The following is a 19,467-nucleotide window of genomic DNA, read 5'->3' as shown; positions in this document are numbered from 1 at the left end:
CGATGAGCGACCCTGAAAGCAACGAGCCGGCTACACCGCCGCGCCTGCGACCGGTCGTTCGCGCCATGATATGGGCGACCGTACCCGTTCTGCTGCTGGTGCAATTGCTTGCCTCCGCCGGCGTCGAGGCTTCGAGCTTCTGGTCGCAGATCAGGCAGCTCGACGCCCGCATGGTCCGCGTCGCCGAGAGCCGGGCCGAGCTGATCGCCGAGCCGCTCTGGAAGATGCGCTACGACCAGGTCACGGGTGTGCTCAACGAGATCATGCACGACGAGACCATCGCGGCCGCGGCCGTCTATGACGACACGGGCGCCGTGATCGCCCGCGTGGTGGCGCGCTCGGAGAGTCCGTCGATCGCAGAGGTCTCGCGTCCGATCCACTATAGCAACGGCAACATGGCCGCCGTTCAGGCCGGCCGCATCGCGATCGCCTATTCCCACGCGGCGCTCTATGCGGACGCGGGCAGCCGGCTGGTGCTGCTGCTGGTGGTCGGCTTGCTTGCAACGTTCGCGACCCTGATCGCCATGCGGATCTCGGCCAACATCTTCATCGGCAGGCCGCTCGCGGTGATGATGTCGGCGATCCAGCGCAGCAAGCAGGACGGCCGGGCCTACCCCGCGGAGGTCACGTCCTCGAACGAGTTCGGCCAGCTCGCGCGCGCCTTCAATGCCATGCAATACACGACGTCGGGCGCGCTCGACCGGCTCGGGCACATGGCCGCGCATGACCCGCTCACCGGGCTGCCGAACCGGCGTTCCCTGACCGAACGCCTGGCCGTGGCGAGCCGCGACGGGGGCAGGCCCGACGCGCTGGTTGCGTTCTGCTTCATCGATCTCGACGACTTCAAGGGCATCAACGACACGTTCGGTCACGAGGCCGGCGATGAGTTCCTGGTCCAGATTTCCCAGCGTCTTCGGACCTCCGTCGAAGCGGAGGATTGGGTCGCCCGGCTCGGCGGCGACGAATTCGTCGTCATCCGCCCCGAGGTGAGCAACGAAGCGTCGGCGCACGCCTTCGCACAACAGGTGCTCGCCGCCATTTCGGAGCCGATCCGGCTTCATGACAAGCAGGTCGTGCCGCGTGCCAGCATCGGCCTGGCCGTGCGCCGCGCCGACGATCCGGAGCTGTCGCATCTGCCGACGCTCGCCGACATCGCGCTCTATCATGCCAAGAGCAAGGCGCCCGGCACGGTCGCCGTGCTGGATGAGGCGCTGCAGCGCGACTATCGCCGCCGCAGGGATCTCGAGCTCGCCATTCCCGCGGGCTTTGCCGAAGGACAGTTCGAGGTCTGGTACCAGAGCCAGGTCGATCTCGAAAGCCATGAGGTCGTCGGCCTGGAAGCGCTGATTCGCTGGCGTCATCCCGACCACGGCGTGATCGGCCCGGCCGAATTCCTGCCGCTGATCGAGCGCAGCGGTAACAATGCGCGGCTGACGCGCTACGTGCTGACCGATGCCTGCTGGGCGCTGCAACGCTTGGCGGCCGCCGGCCGGCCGCAGATCAGGATCGCGATCAATCTGCCGCCCTCCGAGCTCGCCGACCATTCGCTCGCCGCCGAGCTGCGCGCGACCTGTGCGCGCTTCGATGTGCCCGCATCGCTGCTGGAGCTCGAGATCACCGAGGGCTCGCTGATCAACAACATCGCCAGCGCCTCCGCGACGCTGCATCGCCTGCGGCGCCTGGGCGCCACGATCGCGCTCGACGATTTCGGCACCGGCTACAGCTCGCTGGCGCATCTCCGGCGCTTCCCGCTGGACAAGGTCAAGATCGACAAGGCGTTCATCAGCGAGATTCCAGGCAGTGCGGAAGACAAGGCCATCGTCGGCGTGATCGCATCGCTCGCCGGCACGCTCGGGCTCACGCTGGTTGCCGAGGGCATCGAGCGCGCCGAGCAGGCCACGGCCATGCGCGAGATGGGCGTGAGGTTCGGGCAGGGCTATTTCTATCAGCGGCCGCAGCCGCTCGATGCCGTGCTGCAATGGCTCGAGAGGCGGCCGGTGGCCGAGAGCCGCATCCTCGCCGACAGCCCGCCGATCGCACCCGAATTCGCCTGATCGCGGCGGCTCATGGCTGCGTCGCGTTCCACAGCATCGAGAGCCCGGCTGCAATCATGATCGCGTCCATCAGCAGGCGGAACACGTCCGGCTTCAGGTGCAGCACGAAGCGTTTTGCGATGAAGGCGCCCGACATCAGCGAGACGCCCGCGATCAGGCCCTTCATGAAGACCTCGCCGGTCAATGCGCCGAAACGCTCGAAGGTGACGGACTTCGCGAAATAGAGGCCGAGCGAGGCGGCGGCTTCGGTGGCGAGGAAGGCTCCCTTCGACAGACCGTAGAACAGGAACAGCGGCACGCTGAGCGGGCCGGTCGAGACCACGATGCCGGTGAGATAGCCGATCACGGCGCCGCCGATGGCCAGATGCCAGAGATTGGCCTTGAGATCGTGCCGCGCCAGCCAGTGCCGCACCGGCACCATCGCGATCAGGAAGACGCCGATGGCGAGATCGACCGCATGCGAGGGCAGCGCCAGCAGCGTACGCGCGCCCAGCACCGCGGCCGGAATCCCCGTGATCGAATAGGCCGCGCAGGCCCGCCAGTCGACCTCGCGCCACCAGGCCAGGATGCGCGAGAAATTCGCCATCACGGACGCCACCGCCATGATCGGCACGGCTTCCTTCGGCCCATAGGCATAGACCAGCACCGGCATCAGCATGATCGACGAGCCGGTGCCGACGATGCCTGAGATGGTGCCGGCGACGAGGCCGACGGCGAGGACGAAGAGGAAGGCCAACGGGACGCTCCGGGAATCGGAGCAGTCTAGCACCGTCATTGCGAGCGCGGCGAAGCGATCCAGAGATTCTCCGCAGATGCATTTCTGGATTGCTTCGACGCTTCGCTCCTCGCAGTGACGGAAGATGAGCAGCCGTGCGCCGTCAGCCTTGCTCGTCCATGACGCGCAGTTTCTCCACCCGGCGGCGGAAGTCTTCGTCGGTGGAAAATTCGGCGGAGAGATATGAGGACACGAGATCGACGGCGAGCCAGGCGCCGACGATCTGCGCGCCGATGCACATGACGTTGACGTCGTCATGCTCGACGCTCTGATGGGCCGAATGAACGTCGTGACAGACAGCGGCCCGGATGCCCTTCATCTTGTTGGCGGCGATCGAGGCGCCGACGCCGGTGCCGCAGACCATGATGCCGCGTGCCGCTTCACCCGACGTCACCTTCTGGGCCACCGCCCGGGCGATGTCGGGAAAGTCTACCGGCCTGTCGTCATAGGAGCCGACATCGACGACGTCGTGGCCGAGCTTGCGGATGTGGTCGATGACGGTCTGCTTGAGCGGCCAGCCGGCGTGGTCGGATCCGATGACGAGACGCATGTAATGTCCTTCTTGATCTTGCATTGACCGTGACAGCCGCGCACGGCTGTCACGGCTTCATTTTCGGTTCAGCCGCGCATATCGGACGGCAGCTCCACTCCGTGGAACTTCTTGTAGATGGCGTTTAGCTTGCCGTTCTTGACGTTCTCGGTGATCCAGGCGTTGAGCTTGTCCATCAGTCGCGGCTCGTCCTTCTTGAGGCCGATGGCGAGATCGAACGTCGCCAGCGGAATCTTGGACTCGAAGATGCGGGCCGGATTCTTGACGCCGATCTGGTTGATGATCGTGGCCGACGTGCCGACGCAATCGACCTGGCCGGAGACGGCCGCCGTGACTTCCGTGGCGTCGTCGTCATAGCGGGCGATCTTCAGCTCCTTGTCCTTCATGTTGGACAGGGTGGTATCCTGTGTGGTGCCGCGCGAGACGCCGATCGCCTTGTCCTTGAGGTCGGGCCAGTCCTTCACGTTCAGCGACTTCAGGCATCCGATGTCGGATTGCAGCGTCGCATAGCGCTTGGTGAAGTCGATCACCTTGGCGCGATCGGGCGTCACAGACAGGGTCGAGATGATGATGTCGGCCTTGCCGGTCAGGACGTTCGGGATGCGCGTTGCGCCGGTGGTCTGGATGAATTCGAGCTCGAGGCCCCAGTCCTTGGCGAGCAGCTGAGCGACCTCGACGTCGGAGCCGGTCGGCTTCATGCTGCTGTCCATCATGCCCGACGGCGGGATGGCAAGGTCGGTCGAGATGCGGATCTTCTTCGCCTTCATGATGTCGTCGAGCAGGTCGGCCGACGCGGGCGTTGCCGCCATCATGATGAGGCCGCACAACGCGGCTGCAGTGCCCAGTACTATCTTCTTGGTCATCCCTGGTACTCCTCTCCCTGTTATGATTTTAGGTTTCCAGTGCCGACGAATTGCGTGAGTTCGGGGGTCGTCGGCGACGTCAGGATCGAGGCAGGTCCGGTCTCGTGGACCTTGCCGCGATGCATGAACACGATTCGGTCGGCGATGCCTTTGGCGAAGCCCATCTCGTGCGTGACCATCACCATGGTCATGCCGTCTGCCGCCAATTGCTCGATCACCTTCAGCACCTCGGCGGTGAGCTCGGGATCGAGCGCGGAGGTGACCTCGTCGAACAGCATCACCTTCGGTTGCATCGCCAGCGAGCGGGCGATCGCCGCGCGCTGCTGCTGGCCGCCCGAGAGCTGCTCGGGATAGGCGTGCAGCTTCTCCTCGAGCCCGACCTGCGCCAGCACTTTTCGCGCGAGATCCTTTGCCTGGGCTGTCGCCACGCCCTTCACCGCGCAAGGTGCGAGCGTGATGTTCTGCTCGATCGTGAGGTGCGGAAACAGATTGTAGCTCTGGAACACGATGCCGACGTCCTGGCGTAGCGCGCGCAAGTTCACGTCGGGACGGTCGACACGATGTCCGCAGACGACGATCTCGCCGCCGTCGACCTTCTCGAAGCGGTCGATGCAGCGCAACGCCGTGCTCTTGCCGGAGCCGGAACGGCCGATCAGGGCCAGCACCTCGCCGCGCTGAACGGCAAAGGAGACGCCGTCGAGCACAAGGAGCGAGCCAAAGCTCTTCTTCACGTCGCGGAGCGACACGATCGGTTCGGAGGCGGCGGGGATTTGCTGCATGTCAGGCTGGCGCGAGGTTGGACCTGCCACGCCCCATCCGCTGCTCCAGCCTCTGGCTGAACAGGGAGAGGGGATAGCACATGGCGAAATAGGTGACGGCGATGATGGCGTAGATCGCGAACGGCTCGAACAGCGAGTTGTTGACGATCTGGCCCGAGCGCATCAGCTCGACGAAGCCGACGACGGAGGCGAGCGAAGTGTTCTTGATGATCTGCACCATGAAGCCGACGGTCGGCGGCGTCGCGATGCGGATCGCCTGCGGCAGGATCACCTTCGTCATGCGCTGGGTCCGGCTCAGCGCCAGGCCCTCGGCGGCTTCCCATTGCGGCTTCGGCACCGACTGGATGCAGCCGCGCCAGATCTCGCCGAGATAGGCGGCGACATAGAGCGTCAGCGAGGCGCCGGCGGCCGCAAGCGGCGAGACCTTGAGGCCGATGGCGGCGAGGCCGAAATAGCCGAGGAACAGGATGACGAGCAGCGGCGTGCCCTGGATGAGTTGGACATAGACGGCGCTGGCGATCCGCACCGATTTCAGCGGCGAGATCCGCGCCAGCGCGATCACGAACCCGACGATGCCGCCGCCGATCAGCGCGACCAGCGACAGGCCAATGGTCCAGAGCGCGCCTTGTCCGAGGAACATGAGATGGTTGATGTTGAGATGTCCGCCCATGCTCATCTCACAGCGGCGTGCCGAGCCGGCGCCGGCGCGGGAACAGCACGAGGCCGAGGCCCCAGAAGCCTGCGCGCATCACCAGCGACAGGATGACGTAGAGCACGGCGACGATGATGTAGGTCTCGAAGGCGCGGTAGGTGTCCGACTGGATGTAGTTGGCGACGGCGGTGAGCTCCTCGGCCGAGATCTGCGAGCAGACCGAGGAGGCCAGCATCAACAGCACGAACTGGCTGGTGAGCGCCGGATAGACCTTCTCGATCGCGGGCAGCAGGATGATGTGCCAGTAGATCTGCAACCGCGACAGCGCCAGGCCCTCGGCGGCCTCGATCTGTCCGCGCGGGATCGCCTCGAAGCCGGCGCGCATGATCTCGGCAGTGTAGGCGCCCACATTGATCGTCAGCGCCGCCACGGCCACGGTGAAGGCGGAGAATTTCAGACCCAGACTGGCAAGGCCGAAATAGACCAGGAAGATCTGCACCAGCAGCGGTGTGTTGCGGATGGTCTCGACATAGGCTTTGCAGGCGCCCGCAATCAGCGCGTTGTGCGCGCCGCGCCCGACCGCCGCGAGCGTGCCGAGCAGGGCGCCGAGCACCGTCGCGAAGGCGGCCAGCTCCAGCGTGAGGACGGCGCCGGCGACAAAGCTCGGCCAACGCTCCAGCACTGCGGGAAAGTCGAGTTGAAGGCTCATTGTATCAGGTTCAGCCGGTTACCTGGTTGGTCATGCGGTCGTAGACGCGGAACAGCGCCTGGTTGCCGTTGCTGCCTTCGCCATGGGCGCGCGCATCGATATATTGGCTGGTGACGAGCGCGGTACCGGGGAGCGGCACGCTCAGCGCCTGCGCGTGCTCCTGCACCAAGCGAAGGTCCTTCAGCTGCAGATCGATGCGGAAGCCGGCGGAGACGTCGCCCGCGATCATCGCGGGGCCGAGCTTGTCGAGCATCCAGGAGGCGGCGGAGCCGCCGAGCAGCACCCGGCGCAGCAGATTGAGATCGAGGCCCGAGGCGCGTCCCAGCGCGAGCGCCTCGCAGATCGCCTGAATGTTGATACCGCAGATCAGCTGGTTGCAGAGCTTGACCGTCTGCCCGGCGCCGGCGGCGCCGACATGGGTGATGGTCGTGCCCATCGCGCGGAAGAACGGCTCGGCTTTGGCAAAGGCGTCGGCATCGCCGCCGGCCATGATCGAGAGCGCGGCGTTCTTGGCGCCCACCGGACCGCCGGAGACCGGCGCATCGATGAAGCTGACGCCGTCCTTTTGCAGATCGGCATGGATGCGGCGGACAGCGACCGGCGAGATCGTGCTCATGTCGACGATGAGCTTGCCGGGTGGAGGGGACTTCAGCAGGCCCTGCTCGCCGTAAATGGTCGCCTCGACATGGGGCGTGTCGGGCAGCATGGTGATGACGATGTCGGCGCCTTGCGCGGCATCGGCGGGGGTTCTGGCGCGCGTTGCGCCTGCGGCGAGACTATCGGCGAGCGCGGTCTCGTTCAGATCGAAGACGCGAACCGCGTGGCCGGCTGCCAGGAGGTTGCGCACCATCTCGCGGCCCATCGTGCCGACGCCGATGAAGCCGACATTGCCCTTGTCGTTCCGTCCCATGTCATCAGTCCGTTTCTTGGTTGATTGGCTTCTTGGTTGACCGCGTTGCCGCGATCATCCTGAAGCGCTGGTCTTGTCGATGTCGCCGACGACGGCGCGCCTGCGATATTCGTCGCCGATGGCAAAATGCTTGCGCAGCGTCGCATCCGCGCGCTCCGGGTCGCGCGCGATGACGGCTTCGAAGATGCGGCGATGGTCGTCGATCAGATAGGTCTTCATCGACGGGAAGGCCTGCACCAGTTCGCGGCGGCTGCGGTGCGAATGCGTCAGCAGGCCCGCCATCGAAGAGTGCAGCACCGTCAGCGTCTCCGAGTGCGAGGCGACGACGATGGCGCGATGGAAGTCGAAATCGGCCATGCCGCCGGCATCGGCCTCGTCGATCGTCTCGCCGATCTTCGCGAGCGCGCGCTGCAGGCGCTCGAAATCGGCGATGTTGGCGCGCTCGCAGGCGAGGCGGATGGCCTGGCATTCGATCGCGACGCGCGCCTGCATGACGTCGTCGAGCATGTCGGCCTGCTGGGCCAGCGCGAAGGTGAAGAAGTCGTTCAGGACCGAGACGTCCGGCCGCGTCACGACGGTGCCGATGCGGTCGCGGATCTCGACGATGCCGAGCACGGTGAGGGCGCGCAGCGCCTCGCGGACGATCGGCCGGCTGACGCCGAGCAGGCTTGCCAGCTCTCGCTCGGAGATCAGGCGGTCGCCGGGCTTCAGCGATCCCGCAAGCAGGCGCTCGCGCAGGAAGGCGAACACCTTCTCGAAGCCTTTTTCGCCTTCGGCGCTCCGCTTGAGTTCCATCTCGAGCTCTTTGGTCTGATCGTGGTAAGACCAGTATGATAACCAGATTGGCTGCGTCAAGGGCCTTGGTTAACGGCCGATTTTGCAGGGGTGCCCAATCCAACCGGTTCCCCGGCCAGATCCTTAGAATTTGACGCGTATTGATCGGAGCGCTCGCTCAAAGAATTTGAGGCTCGCGATGCCCGACCACCATTCATTCTCCGCCCTCGACCGCCATGCGGTGCTCAGCGGGTCCGACAACGGCTTTCCCTGGGTTGCCGGCACAATGCTGGCGCTGGAGGCGGGCGAGGTGGTGCGGCTGCGCTGCGAGAAGCTCAGCCATGGCGACGAAGCGGCCGGCCGGGAAGCCGTGCTGATGGTCAGCGAAAAGATCGCCGCGGCGTTCGAGGCAACCGTGAGCCTGCTAGCCGGGGCAACGCCGGCAGCCATCGTCCAGCGTTATCGCGAGCACGTCGCCGCCAATGCCAAGCGGCTCTCCGCGAACGAGGTTCCCTAGCGTTGCGCTGCTGACAGCATGTTGGCAGCAGCGGGCGGCTACCACCATCTCCTGACAAACGGGGGAAGCGGGTCATGCCGATCGAGGCAAGCTGTCATTGCGGTGAGACGGTGTTCGAGGTGACGGAGGCGCCTGCGAGCGTGACACGCTGCACCTGTTCGCTCTGCGCCAAGCGGGGCGCGTTGTGGGCCTATTACACGCCGGCGCAGTTTCGCCTGCTGTCGCCGCCCGAGAACGTCGCGACCTATCTCTGGGGCAGCCGCACGGTCAAACACCATTTCTGCGCGAGCTGCGGCTGCGGCACCTACTCGGAGTCGCCGGACTGGTCGACCGGCAAACCCGATTTCGACAATCCCAAGGTCGCTGTGAACGCGCGCCTGTTCGACGAATTCGATCTGGAGGCCGTGCCCGTGAACGTGATCGACGGGAAGAATTTGTGGTGAGCATGCAGACGCGCGCATCTCCGCTGCACGTTCGTGCACTTGAGACCATTTCGAAAAGCTGATTTGGTTTCGGCCCTGAAAAAAGGGGAGGAAGCCATGACGCGTCTTATTACGCGAGTGATGCTCGCAATGTGTCTGGCCGTTGCAGCCGGCTTTAATGCACAGGCGCAGACCAAGCCGAAAGTGACGTCGCTCGGCCCGGACTTCCCCAAGGCCGCGCTGTTCGTCGGCAACAGCTTCTTCTACTACAACAACGGCATGCCCGGGCATCTCACCTTCCTGGAGCGGGCCGCCGATCCCGCCAATAGGGCGGCCTATCGCAACACCATGGCGACGATCGGCGGCTCCGGCCTCGATTGGCACGACATGGACAATCTGCTGCGGCCGGGCGGCCTCGGTGCTTACTCCTTCGACGAGCAGAACAACGTCATCTTCAACAAGCCGGGCCGGCAGTACGACGCCGTCGTGATGATGGATTGCAGCCAGTGCCCGATCCATCCGCAGTTGAAGGACGCATTCGTCACGTTCGCCGGGAAGGACAGCGAGATCGTTCGTGCCCACGGCATGCGGCCGGTGCTGTTCATGTCCTGGGCCTATGCCGACAAGCCCGAGATGACGGAGCAATTGGCCGAGGCCTATACGATCGCAGGCAATGCCAACGACGCGCTGGTCATTCCCGCAGGGCTCGCCTTCGCGAAGGTGCGCAAGCTGCAGCCGGAGCTCAATCTTTACGCGCCGGACAAGCGGCATCCGAGTCCGGTGGGCACGTATCTGGCGGCCTGCGTGACATTCGCGGCCATGACGGGCCGCTCGCCGGTCGGCAATTCCTACACGATGGGCCTCGATGCGCCGACGGTGGAGCTGTTGCAGAAGGCGGCATGGGACACGGTGCAGGAGTATTACGGGCGGTGATCTTGTAGGATGGGTAGAGCGAAGCGAAACCCATCATCACACGCGCGAACAGCGATGGGTTTCGCTTCGCTCTACCCATCCTACGGCACCTCGCTTATTTCAACACCACCCAAGCCGGCGCGTGATCGCTCGCCCCGTCCTCGCCTCGAACCTTCTTGTCGACCCCCGCCTTTGCCAGCCGCGAGACGAGGGCGGGACTCAACAGCAAATGATCGAGCCTCAAGCCGGCATCGCGCGGCCAGCGATTCCGCTTGTAGTCCCAGAACGTGTAGATCCGCTTGTCGGTATGAAGCTCGCGGATCGCGTCGCACCAACCCTGTTCAAGAAGCGAGGCATAGGCCGCGCGGCTCTTCGGCTGGATCAGCGCATCCTTGTCCCATGAGCGTGTCGGATAGATGTCGATCTCCGTTGGCGCCACGTTGTAGTCGCCGGCGAGCACGACGGGCAGATCCTGCTTGATGAAGGTCCTGGCGTGGCGCCTGAGGCGCGCGAACCAGTCGAGCTTGTAGTCGAATTTCGGGCCCGGCCGCGGATTGCCGTTGGGCAGATAGATGCTGGTGACGATAATGCCGCGCACGGCGGCCTCGATGTAGCGGGCTTCGTGATCGCCGGGGCGTCCCGGCAAGCGGTCGCGGGTCAGAATGGGCTCGGCTTTGCGAGCGAGGATGGCGACCCCGTTCCAGGTCCTTTGCCCGTGCCACACCGCGCCATAGCCGGCCTTTTCGATCGCTGCCGCCGGAAATTCGCCATCACTTGCCTTCAACTCCTGAAGCGCGACGACATCGGGCTTTGCCGCGCGCAGCCATGCCAAGAGATTGGGCAGGCGGCGGTTGATGTTGTTGATGTTGAATGTCGCGATCTTCATGTAGAGCTACCGGCTTCTGCCGCCCCATACCGGAGATATCATGTCCAAGTTGAACTTTGCCGCCATCGTCGTCGCCGTCGCGCTCTCCGGGCTCGCGTCGGCACAGTCATCCGACCCGCGCGGCGCCTGCAAGGCAGACTATGACAAATTCTGCGCCGGCATTGCGCCGGGCGGCGGCCGCATCGTCGCCTGCCTCAGCGCGAAGCGCGACCAGCTCAGCGACACCTGCAAGGCGGCGCTGGACAACAGGAAGAAGAAGTAAGCGCGCCTCTCGTGTCCCGGACGCGCGCAGCGCGAGCCGGGACCCGGAAAGCAACACGGTACATCGTTGAGATAATGGGCCCCGGCTCAGCAGCGCAGCGCTGAAGGAGCGCTGCGCTGCGTCCGGGGCACGAGAGTGCCGTTCAAGACGGCAGCGGTGGCGGGGCCGTGGGCTGTTCGATCGGCGGCGGAGAGGGCGGCTGCGCGGCGTCCTGCGCCGGCTCTGGCTTGGCCAGCGGCTCCTCGACATTGCCGCCCTTGTAGATGCGGGCGTAGCGGTGACCGAGGCTGGTCAGCACCTCATAGCCGATGGTGCCGAAATGATGCGCGAGCTCGTCGACGGTGATGCCGTCGCCGAGCAGCGTCACCATATGACCGCGCCGCACCGCATTCGGCGGCAGGTCGGTGATATCGATCGCGATCAGATCCATGGAGACGCGACCCGCGACAGGGCAACGCTTGCCGGCGACGATCACCTCGGCGCCGCGGGTGCCGTCATTGGAGCTGGCGGCGCGGAAATAGCCGTCGGCATAGCCGACCGCGATGATGGCGAGCTTGGTCGGCCGCCGCGCAGTCCAGGTGCCGCCGTAACCCACGCTCTCGCCGCGCTCGACATTGCGGATCTGCACGATGCGCGCCTTGAGGTCCACGACCGGCTGCATCGGATTGTCGGCCTCCGGCGTCGGATTGACGCCGTAGAGCGCAGCCCCCGGCCGCACCAGATCGAACTGGAACGGGGCGCCCAGGAAGATACCGGAGGAATTGGCGAGCGCCGCCGGCACGCCAGAGAACTCGCTGGCGATGCTGCGGAAGGCCGCGAGCTGCTTGGCATTGACCGGGCTGTTGAGCTGCTCGGCCGAGACCAGATGGCTCATCACCAGCGTGATGCCGTGATCGCCGGCGTTGATGCGGGGAATGATGGCCTGCGCCTCCGACAGCGTGAGACCCAGCCGGTTCATGCCGGTGTCGATGTGGACAGCCGCGCCTCCGGTCCAGCCGGTGCGGCGGCAGAACACGTCCCATTCGGCGAGCTCGTTGAGGTCGCCGATGACAGGACGGCAATTGATCTGGGCGTAGTGCTCGCCGGTGTTCTGGAAATAGCCGCCGAGCACGTAGATCGTGGGCTCCGGGACGGCCGCGCGCACCTTGCGCGCTTCCTCGATGGTGGCGACGAAGAAGGTCTTGCAGCCGGCCTTGCTCAGGGCACGCGCGACCTGCTCGGCGCCGCAGCCATAGGCGTCGGCCTTGATCACCGCCGAGCACTCGGCCGGCACCGCCGTCTTCTCGAGCTTGCGCCAGTTGGCGATGATGGCGTCGAGATCGACGGTCAGCACGCCGCCGAAGGCTGCGAGCGCGGCAGCCTGATTGGCTTCCGCGGAGAGAAGGCCGGATTGCGAGATCGTTTTCGGGTCGGACGCCAATGTCATGGCGTCGTTTTACGCAAGAGGCAGGCCCGGTTCAAGGAACTCAGTAGTCGTTGCCGCTGCGAGCCGGCAGCTGAGCGTCAGGCGCGAGGTCGCCGAACCGCGTGACCGAGGCTTCGAACGCCAGATCGACGGTGCCGGTCGGGCCGTGGCGCTGCTTGCCGATGATGACCTCGGCCTTTCCGTGCGCAAGGCTCATGTCGAGCTGCCACTTCTCGTGTTCGGGCGTGCCGGGGCGTGGCTCCTTCATCGCGAGATAATATTCCTCGCGATACACGAACAGCACGACGTCGGCGTCCTGCTCGATCGATCCGGATTCACGCAAGTCGGAGAGCTGCGGCCGCTTGTCGTCGCGGGATTCGACCTGGCGCGAGAGCTGCGACAGCGCGATCACGGGAACGTTGAGTTCCTTCGCCAGCGCCTTCAGGCTGGTCGTGATCTCCGTGATTTCCTGCACGCGATTATCGCTTCGCTTGCCCGAGCCCGAGAGCAGCTGGATGTAGTCGATCACCAGCAGGTCGAGTCCCTTCTGGCGCTTGAGCCGGCGCGCGCGTGCCATCAACTGCGCGATCGACAGGCCACCAGTGGCGTCGACATAGAAGGGCAGGGATTGCAGCTCGATCGAGACCTCCCGGATCTTGTCGAAATCGGCTTCCGAGATGCCGCCGCGGCGGATGTGGGAGGAGGGAACGCCGGTGCGCTCGGCCACGATACGGGTGGCGAGCTGGTCGGCCGACATTTCGCAGGAGAAGAAGCCGATCACGCCGCCATTGGCGGCCCTCGTGGTGCCGTCGGCCTGCAGCTCCGGAACGTAGGCGCGGGCGACATTGTAGGCGATGTTGGTCGCAAGCGAGGTCTTGCCCATGCCGGGACGGCCCGCGACGATGATGAGGTCGGAGTGCTGCAGGCCGCCCATCTTGGTGTCGAGGTCGCGCATGCCCGTCGAGATGCCGGACAGCTTTCCGTCGCGCTGGAACGCCTTGGCCGCGAGATCGACCGCGACCGCCAGCGCCTGCGAGAATTTCTGGAAGCCGCCGTCATAGCGGCCGGACTCGGCGAGCTCGTAAAGCTTTCGCTCGGCGTCCTCGATCTGCGCCCGCGGCTGGAAGTCGACCGGCGCGTCGTAGGCGACGTTGACCATGTCCTCGCCGATGCCGATCAGGTCGCGCCGCAGCGACAGGTCGTAGACGGTGCGGCCGTAGTCCTGGGCGTTGATGATGGTGGTCGCTTCGGCGGCGAGCCGCGCAAGATATTGCCCGATGGTCATGCCGCCGACATCGGTATCGGCGGGCAGGAACGTCTTCAGCGTCACCGGCGTCGCGACCTTGCCCATCCGGATCAGGCTGCCGGCGGTCTCGAAGATGGTCTGGTGCAGCGGCTCGAAGAAATGCTTCGCCTCGAGGAAGTCGGAGACGCGGTAAAAGGCATCGTTGTTGACCAGAATCGCGCCCAGGAGGCTCTGCTCCGCCTCGATGTTATGCGGAGCGCTCCGATAGGCGGGAGTTCCTGCGTCGGGCGCGAGTTTGAGGACGTTCGAATCAGTCAGGGCCATGGTCGGACGTGCTTAGCAATTTTCTTGGGCGGATGCGGGGCCGGGATAAAGCGCCGCCGCAGACCAAAGCGGAAGCAAAAGCTGGCCGCTATCAACCGATCTTAAAAGCGGTGGATGATTAGCAGCCGCAGCACGCGCCGCGCTTGACGGATTTTTGCGGAACCTGCGCGGCCCTAAAGCGGCCGCGACCACGCCACGGAAATATCCTGAAACCGTGAACCTAATGAATGAGCGCGCATACGTATCGAAGAGCGCGCCAAAAGGCACGCGCCGGGAGCTTTCGGCTCGCTTCAGACCAGCAGGAGATAGACCAGCGCCACCAGAGCCGCCCCGACGCCGGTGACGATCAGGGCATAATCGGTGCGGAGGTCGTCCTGCACGTCAAATGAGGTTTGGGTCTCTTTGCGCATGGCGACGGTCTATGACAGGTCCGACCAGACTTATGTGAAGTGGATCACATCTTCCCGGATTCTTTCGGGGGTATGAGCGGAACGGGCGGCCGTGCCGGGGATTGTCTCCCGCGGTCCGCCAACAGGGAACGAGGCAAGCGATGCGGCCAGAACGGCAGCACCAGGTGTGGCGAAGTGCGGCAGGCAGCCGGCTTTGGCTGTCGGGGCTGATTGCGGCCATGGAGCACGCTGAGCGGCCCGAAGTGCGTCGCCAGCCCGTCGCGCCGGAAATCCTGGTGGAAATGCGGGCGCAACTGGCGTTAACGGCTCATTTCCGTTCCTCCCCCATGTCGACCCTGCGCCACTAGGATCTATTCACCCGCCATTTCAGTCTCGGTCCGGTCGCCGCCTCGCGGGCGCGCAGCCGGGCTTCTTCGCGCGGCATGTAGTCGCGGGTGATCGGCACCACACCCTGCCGTCGGGTCAGCTGGATCTGGAAGTCCATCATGGCCTGCTTGCGGAACGTCATCTCGCAGGCCGCCAGATAGAATTCCCACATCAGCGCGAACCGCTCGTCGTAGAGCTGCACCGCCTCCTCACGCCGCGCCATGAAACGCTCCCGTCAGGCTCTCAGCGTTTCCGCGTGGTGGAGGCGCGAGATCTCGATGTCGCAGACAAGGAGGCCGGCACGCTCGATCGCCGGCAGCACTTCCGACAGGACCGGGATGTAGCCGCCGGGAAAGAGCTTCGCAGAGCCCGAGTTCGGGATTGATGAGGATTTTCCGTTCCGCTTCTGCGGTGACGAAGCGCACCGCGACCGGCTCGCCGGTCCCATCGCCGGCGGTGAACTTCGAGTCACCGGAGCCAGTCACCCTCATGGACCCGCGGCGGATGAATCGAGACAGGAATCTACGCAGCAATCGGTCTATCGACACCTTCCTCTCGAGCGAACCCGAAGAGATGCGACTAACCCGGCTTTCACATCCGACGCTCAGGTCCCGTTCTGGATCCTATGCGTTTGCATCCAAATCTGGGGACGACCGCCCGGACCCGCTATTGCGCTGTGATCGCAGCGGATATTCCAAGAGCGCTTAATCACATCCTTGCGCGCGGAGGCTGCTTCCATTCGCGGCTCAATCCGCTAAAAGGTGACCCGCCGCCGCGCTGCATGCCGGCTGCACCCCTCGGAATTCAACGGAGATGATGGGAATGTCGAGCCGAGCGCTCAGCCTCGCGACGATACTGCTTCTGATCGGCTTCGGCGCGACCGACACCGTTCTTGCGCAGGCGACGAACCTCGAGGCCGGCAAAACCCCGTCCCAGCTTTTCGCGCAGACCTGCAATGCGTGCCACAAGAGCCCGCGCGGACTTCTCAAATCCGTCGCACCGGGTTCGCTGCCGGGCTTCCTGCGCCAGCACTACACAACGAGCTCGGACATGGCAGGCATCCTCGCCTCCTATCTCGTCTCCAACGGTGCCACCGACACCCGCTACCAGGCCAAGGACGGCAAGAAGGACGGCGCCAAGGAGAAGGACGCGAGCACCAGTCCTGAGCATCACGGCCGCCGCCCGCGCGGGCAGGACGCCGCCAAGCCGGATGGCGAGGCTGCCGCTCCCGCTACGGAAAATTCGCGCCAGAAGCGCGCAGCACGGCCGGCCGAGGAGGGCGCGAAACCCGAGGGCCAGGCTGCGCCCGAGGGGCGCAAGGGCAAGCGTCGCGCCAAGCCCGGAGCCGAGGAAGCGCCGAAGGTGGATGCCGCAGCGCCGGCGAGCGAAGACAAAAAGAGCGAACCGAAGACCGAGGCCGCAAAGCCCGAGAGCACGAAGGCCGAGCCCGACAGCGGCAAGGCCTCCGAGAAGCCTGCTGAAGCCAAGCCCGACAGCAGCGCCAAGGTCGAGCCGCGCAGCAGCGACGCACCGGCACTGCGGCCCGATCCGGTCCCGCAGGTGACGCCGGCAGCTCCGGCCGCCGCCAGGCCCGTAGAGCCGGCCGCGCCCAAGCCGGCGGAAGAGGCGGCTCCCAAACCCGCCGCCAGCTCCGAGCCGGCCCCGGCGCCCAAGCCGCAGGAGCAGGCCCCGCCCGCGACCGCGGCGGCCCCGCCGCCGGCCGCATCCTCCGGGCCTCCGACGCCGCCGATCTCGCGCTAAGCCAACCCAAATCTTTCAACCGACCTCCCGAGGCCGCGTCGATCGCGGCCTCCTCTCGTCTTGACCGCTATTAGAGCAATACTCTAGAGTAACGCTCTAGGAGGCGTCGATGACGGCGAGCGTGCGCGACGATTTGCTGGCGGCCGGACTTGTCGTGTTCGACCGCGTCGGCTTCGAAGCTGCGACGGTCGCCGCGATCCGCACCCGGGCGCGCGCCTCCAACGGCAGCTTCTTTCACGCCTTCGGCTCGAAGAAGGAGCTCGCGGGCGCGCTATTCCTGGAGGTGCTCAGGCACTACCACGCCGCGGTGCTGGCGGCGCTCGATCCTGTGCCCGGTGCCGAGCAGGGCATCGATCGGCTGATCCGGGCTCATCTCGACTGGGTTGTGACCAGCCGGCGCGAAGCGCGCTATCTCTTCGAGATCTCCCGCAGCGAGTGGGGCGAGGAGGTACGCGACGCCCAACGAGCGCAGAATGCGCGGCTTGCCGAAGGCATCGAGCGCTGGCGCGCGCCGCTGGTTGCGAGCGGCGAACTGTTGCCGATGACGCCGGGGATGTTCGTCAGCCAGCTCATCGGGCCGGCGCAAATCTTCTGCCGCGCTTTCCTGTCGGGACGCGACCGCGCCGATCCGCGCGCCGAGGCCGACACGCTGACCGCCTGCGCCATCCGCGCGCTGCGGCCGTTCGATCGCATCAACAAGCAATAGGGAGAGACCGCATGCGAGCCGAAGCTGATCCGGACTTTGCACCGATCGCCGAGCACATCCACGCCAATGTCGGCCGGCAGGGCTTCATGAACCTGGTCGGCGCCGAGCTGTCGGAATTGACGCGCGGCACCTGCACGATTGCGGTGGACCGCCGGCCGGAGCTGATGCAGCAGCACGGCTTCTTCCACGGCGGCGTCACCGCCTTCCTGGTCGACAACGCCACGACGATCGCGGCGGCGACGTCGCGCGGCCAGCCGGCGCTGACGGCGGAATACAAGCTCAATCTGTTGTCGCCCGCGGTCGGCGAGAAGCTGATCTGCCGTGCCCGCGTGATCAAGCCGGGCCGTCAGGTGTCGGTGGTTGCGGCCGACGTGTTCTGCGTCCGCGACGGTGTCGAGAAGCACACGGCAACGGCGCTGGCCTCGATTGCGATGCTGAGCGAGGACGTCGCCGCCAAAACGAAAAGCCCGGCCGCCTGAGGCGACCGGGCTTGGGATGCGCGGGTCAAGCCCGCGCATGACGAGATGTACTGTAGGCTTACTTCTCTTCCGCAGCCGGGGCCGGCTCGACCTCGTCGGGCTGGGCTTCCGGATCGAAGAACTCGCCGGCGGCGGCGATCGCCTCGGCAGCCGCGTCGCGATCCTCGTTGCGGGTCGAGATGTCCTCGCCGCGGTTGACGCGCTCGGCCTCGTCCTGGCTGCGTGCGACGGTCACGGTGATCTCGACCTCGACCTCGGGGTGAACGGCAACGGTGATCGAGCGCTTGCCGATGGTCTTGATCGGCGCGTCGAGCTGGACCTGCGGACGGGCCAGCGAGATGCCGTCAGCTTCGAACGCCATGACGATGTCACGCACATTGACCGAGCCGAACAGCTGGCCGGCTTCGGAGGCCTGGCGGATCACGATGATGTTCTTGCCGGCGATCTTCTCGGCGACCTTGGACGCTTCGCCCTTCGAGGCGAGGTTGCGGGCCTCGAGCTCGGCCTTCATGCCGTCGTACTTGGCCTTGTTGTCGGCGGTGGCGCGCAGCGCCTTGCCGCGCTTGAGCAGGAAATTGCGGGCATAGCCGTCGCGAACCTTCACGACTTCGCCCATCTGGCCGAGCTTGTTGACGCGTTCCAGCAAAATGACTTCCATATTCGTTCTCCTTTTGAAGTGCTCTGTGGGTTTCGGTTTCGGTATGAACTCAAGGGGTCGGCAGCGGCGGCGGTTGCCGGCTGCGCAGGAAGCGCTCGCGGAAGCCGAACACGGCATCCGCCAGGCCGAGGATCACCATCGCGATCACGGGCCATCCGAACACGACCACGACGGCGTAGGTCGAGCCGAGCCAGAACGTGCGGCTCTTCAGCGCCAGCGTCAGCGTATGCAGCACGGCGAAGCCGGTGAGCGCATAGCCCATCATCAACGCCGCGGCGGTGATCTGTGCGGCGATCGCCAGCAGCCCGCCGGTGAAGCAGAAGGCGAGCGCGACGCAGAGCGCCACCAGCGTCATCGGCGGCAGCTCCGCCGTCATCATGTCCGGCCACGGGCGCCGCAGCCGGCCCGACGTCGCCGTGATCTTGGCGCTGAGCCAGAGGTTGAGGGTCAGCGTCATCATCGCGATGACGGTGGCGCCTGCGGGTGCGATGCGCACCAGCGCGTCGACGAACTGACCGACTTCGCCGGAGCTTTGCGGGTCGGTGGCGCGCAGAAGGCGCATCAGGCCGCGCCGCAGCGTGCCCATGATGGTGTCGGCGTCGGTGCCGAGCGTGAGCAGGGCGGCGATCGTGGTCAGAGTGGCGAAGCCCGCGAGCCACAGCAGGATGCGGCCGACCGGATACCATTCGAGATCAGGCTCGGCGGACGCCTCAGGCGCGGCAGATGCCACGGGACGGCTGAGCAGGACGAGGTGACCGAGCCACCATGCGGGCAGGGCGACCGTGACGGCGAAGGCGATGCAATAGGGCAGGCCGAACAGGGCGCCGAGGCCGATCGCAGCCGCGATGCCGCCAACGCTTGCGCACAGCGGTCCCCAGCCGATCGCGGCGACCATCAGGGGAAGCGGAGCGAGATAGAACAGGACGAGCGAGATGAGCGCGCCCGAAATGATCGAGGCGAACATCAGGGCCGACGCAGCGCCGGCGACCAGGGCTATCAGCACAAATGGCATCATCAGCTGTCCCGCTCCCTTCGAGCGGTTAGAGG

22 protein-coding genes and 1 pseudogene are annotated in these 19,467 nt (G+C 65.7%); 9 read left to right on the top strand and 14 right to left on the bottom strand.

Annotation, left to right across the window (positions count from 1 at the left end):
• Nucleotides 1–2: 2 nt before the first annotated feature.
• Complete coding sequence (locus CO669_RS31440) at nt 3–2,054, top strand: putative bifunctional diguanylate cyclase/phosphodiesterase (RefSeq protein WP_245444601.1); 2,052 nt, start codon at nt 3–5, stop codon at nt 2,052–2,054.
• A gap of 10 nt (nt 2,055–2,064) precedes the next feature.
• Here CO669_RS31440 and CO669_RS31435 read toward each other — a convergent pair whose 3' ends face one another.
• The 8 genes from CO669_RS31435 to CO669_RS31400 all read right to left on the bottom strand — a co-directional run bounded on the left by CO669_RS31435 (nt 2,065) and on the right by CO669_RS31400 (nt 8,087).
• Nucleotides 2,065–2,790: a sulfite exporter TauE/SafE family protein gene (locus tag CO669_RS31435; RefSeq protein WP_097665949.1), complete on the bottom strand. Its 726-nt coding sequence runs from the start codon at nt 2,788–2,790 to the stop codon at nt 2,065–2,067.
• Between the two features lie 142 nt (nt 2,791–2,932).
• Nucleotides 2,933–3,379, bottom strand: coding sequence for a ribose 5-phosphate isomerase B (rpiB, locus tag CO669_RS31430; protein ID WP_097665947.1), 447 nt, complete (start codon nt 3,377–3,379; stop codon nt 2,933–2,935).
• Between the two features lie 68 nt (nt 3,380–3,447).
• On the bottom strand, nt 3,448–4,242 hold the full coding sequence (locus tag CO669_RS31425; RefSeq protein ID WP_097665945.1) for a transporter substrate-binding domain-containing protein: 795 nt from the start codon (nt 4,240–4,242) through the stop codon (nt 3,448–3,450).
• Between the two features lie 20 nt (nt 4,243–4,262).
• Nucleotides 4,263–5,021: an amino acid ABC transporter ATP-binding protein gene (locus CO669_RS31420; protein WP_097665943.1), complete on the bottom strand. Its 759-nt coding sequence runs from the start codon at nt 5,019–5,021 to the stop codon at nt 4,263–4,265.
• 1 nt (nt 5,022) lies between these two features.
• On the bottom strand, nt 5,023–5,691 hold the full coding sequence (locus CO669_RS31415; protein ID WP_198964359.1) for an amino acid ABC transporter permease: 669 nt from the start codon (nt 5,689–5,691) through the stop codon (nt 5,023–5,025).
• Nucleotides 5,692–5,698: 7 nt separating this feature from the next.
• Nucleotides 5,699–6,382 carry an amino acid ABC transporter permease gene (locus CO669_RS31410; RefSeq protein ID WP_097665939.1) on the bottom strand — a complete coding sequence of 228 codons (684 nt, stop codon included), beginning with the start codon at nt 6,380–6,382 and terminating at the stop codon, nt 5,699–5,701.
• Nucleotides 6,383–6,392: 10 nt separating this feature from the next.
• Complete coding sequence (locus tag CO669_RS31405) at nt 6,393–7,292, bottom strand: NAD(P)-dependent oxidoreductase (RefSeq protein WP_097665937.1); 900 nt, start codon at nt 7,290–7,292, stop codon at nt 6,393–6,395.
• A gap of 54 nt (nt 7,293–7,346) precedes the next feature.
• Nucleotides 7,347–8,087: a FadR/GntR family transcriptional regulator gene (locus tag CO669_RS31400; protein WP_097665935.1), complete on the bottom strand. Its 741-nt coding sequence runs from the start codon at nt 8,085–8,087 to the stop codon at nt 7,347–7,349.
• 178 nt (nt 8,088–8,265) lie between these two features.
• Here CO669_RS31400 and CO669_RS31395 point away from each other — a divergent pair, with 178 nt between their 5' ends.
• The 3 genes from CO669_RS31395 (at nt 8,266) to CO669_RS31385 (ending at nt 9,938) form a co-directional block, all read left to right on the top strand.
• Nucleotides 8,266–8,583, top strand: coding sequence for a hypothetical protein (locus tag CO669_RS31395; protein WP_097665933.1), 318 nt, complete (start codon nt 8,266–8,268; stop codon nt 8,581–8,583).
• Between the two features lie 74 nt (nt 8,584–8,657).
• A complete protein-coding gene (locus tag CO669_RS31390) occupies nt 8,658–9,026 on the top strand; it encodes a GFA family protein (protein WP_097665931.1) in 369 nt (122 codons plus the stop codon).
• Between the two features lie 96 nt (nt 9,027–9,122).
• A complete protein-coding gene (locus CO669_RS31385; RefSeq protein WP_097665929.1) occupies nt 9,123–9,938 on the top strand; it encodes an SGNH/GDSL hydrolase family protein in 816 nt (271 codons plus the stop codon).
• Between the two features lie 94 nt (nt 9,939–10,032).
• On the opposite strand, the gene CO669_RS31380 is transcribed toward CO669_RS31385, so the two are convergent.
• Entirely contained in the window at nt 10,033–10,803 is a 771-nt protein-coding gene (locus tag CO669_RS31380) for an exodeoxyribonuclease III (protein ID WP_097665927.1), read from the bottom strand.
• Nucleotides 10,804–10,843: 40 nt separating this feature from the next.
• On the opposite strand from CO669_RS31380, the gene CO669_RS31375 reads away from it, so the two are divergent.
• Entirely contained in the window at nt 10,844–11,065 is a 222-nt protein-coding gene (locus CO669_RS31375) for a cysteine rich repeat-containing protein (protein ID WP_097665925.1), read from the top strand.
• Nucleotides 11,066–11,207: 142 nt separating this feature from the next.
• Here CO669_RS31375 and alr read toward each other — a convergent pair whose 3' ends face one another.
• Both alr and CO669_RS31365 read right to left on the bottom strand, forming a co-directional pair.
• Nucleotides 11,208–12,485 (bottom strand): alanine racemase, encoded by a 1,278-nt coding sequence (alr, locus tag CO669_RS31370; RefSeq protein WP_198964367.1) that lies wholly within the window; start codon nt 12,483–12,485, stop codon nt 11,208–11,210.
• A gap of 46 nt (nt 12,486–12,531) precedes the next feature.
• Entirely contained in the window at nt 12,532–14,040 is a 1,509-nt protein-coding gene (locus tag CO669_RS31365) for a replicative DNA helicase (protein WP_097665921.1), read from the bottom strand.
• A 550-nt stretch (nt 14,041–14,590) separates the two neighbouring features.
• Between CO669_RS31365 and CO669_RS31360 the strand changes: the two genes are divergently transcribed.
• Nucleotides 14,591–14,797 carry a transcriptional regulator gene (locus CO669_RS31360; RefSeq protein WP_097665919.1) on the top strand — a complete coding sequence of 69 codons (207 nt, stop codon included), beginning with the start codon at nt 14,591–14,593 and terminating at the stop codon, nt 14,795–14,797.
• On the opposite strand, the pseudogene CO669_RS31355 reads toward CO669_RS31360, so the two are convergent.
• A pseudogene (locus CO669_RS31355) lies at nt 14,794–15,174 on the bottom strand (class I SAM-dependent methyltransferase); the annotation flags it as partial. The gene CO669_RS31360 and the pseudogene CO669_RS31355 sit on opposite strands and share 4 nt — an antisense overlap.
• Before the next feature lie 464 nt (nt 15,175–15,638).
• Between CO669_RS31355 and CO669_RS31350 the strand changes: the two are divergent.
• The 3 genes from CO669_RS31350 to CO669_RS31340 all read left to right on the top strand — a co-directional run bounded on the left by CO669_RS31350 (nt 15,639) and on the right by CO669_RS31340 (nt 17,762).
• On the top strand, nt 15,639–16,577 hold the full coding sequence (locus tag CO669_RS31350; RefSeq protein ID WP_198964358.1) for a hypothetical protein: 939 nt from the start codon (nt 15,639–15,641) through the stop codon (nt 16,575–16,577).
• 109 nt (nt 16,578–16,686) lie between these two features.
• The gene (locus CO669_RS31345; protein WP_097665915.1) at nt 16,687–17,283 is read left to right on the top strand and encodes a TetR/AcrR family transcriptional regulator; all 597 of its coding nucleotides are present in this window, start codon (nt 16,687–16,689) and stop codon (nt 17,281–17,283) included.
• An 11-nt stretch (nt 17,284–17,294) separates the two neighbouring features.
• Nucleotides 17,295–17,762 carry a PaaI family thioesterase gene (locus tag CO669_RS31340; RefSeq protein WP_097665913.1) on the top strand — a complete coding sequence of 156 codons (468 nt, stop codon included), beginning with the start codon at nt 17,295–17,297 and terminating at the stop codon, nt 17,760–17,762.
• A 58-nt stretch (nt 17,763–17,820) separates the two neighbouring features.
• Here CO669_RS31340 and rplI read toward each other — a convergent pair whose 3' ends face one another.
• Together rplI and CO669_RS31330 are read right to left on the bottom strand one after the other, a co-directional pair.
• Nucleotides 17,821–18,420 carry a 50S ribosomal protein L9 gene (gene rplI, locus CO669_RS31335; protein ID WP_097665911.1) on the bottom strand — a complete coding sequence of 200 codons (600 nt, stop codon included), beginning with the start codon at nt 18,418–18,420 and terminating at the stop codon, nt 17,821–17,823.
• A gap of 49 nt (nt 18,421–18,469) precedes the next feature.
• Complete coding sequence (locus tag CO669_RS31330) at nt 18,470–19,435, bottom strand: hypothetical protein (protein WP_097665909.1); 966 nt, start codon at nt 19,433–19,435, stop codon at nt 18,470–18,472.
• Between the last annotated feature and the right edge of the window lie 32 nt (nt 19,436–19,467).

Source organism: Bradyrhizobium sp. Y36, from assembly GCF_002531575.1.
GTDB lineage: Bacteria > Pseudomonadota > Alphaproteobacteria > Rhizobiales > Xanthobacteraceae > Bradyrhizobium.
The sequence above is the reverse complement of the archived record's forward strand: the minus strand, read 5'-3'. Positions and strand labels throughout refer to the sequence as shown.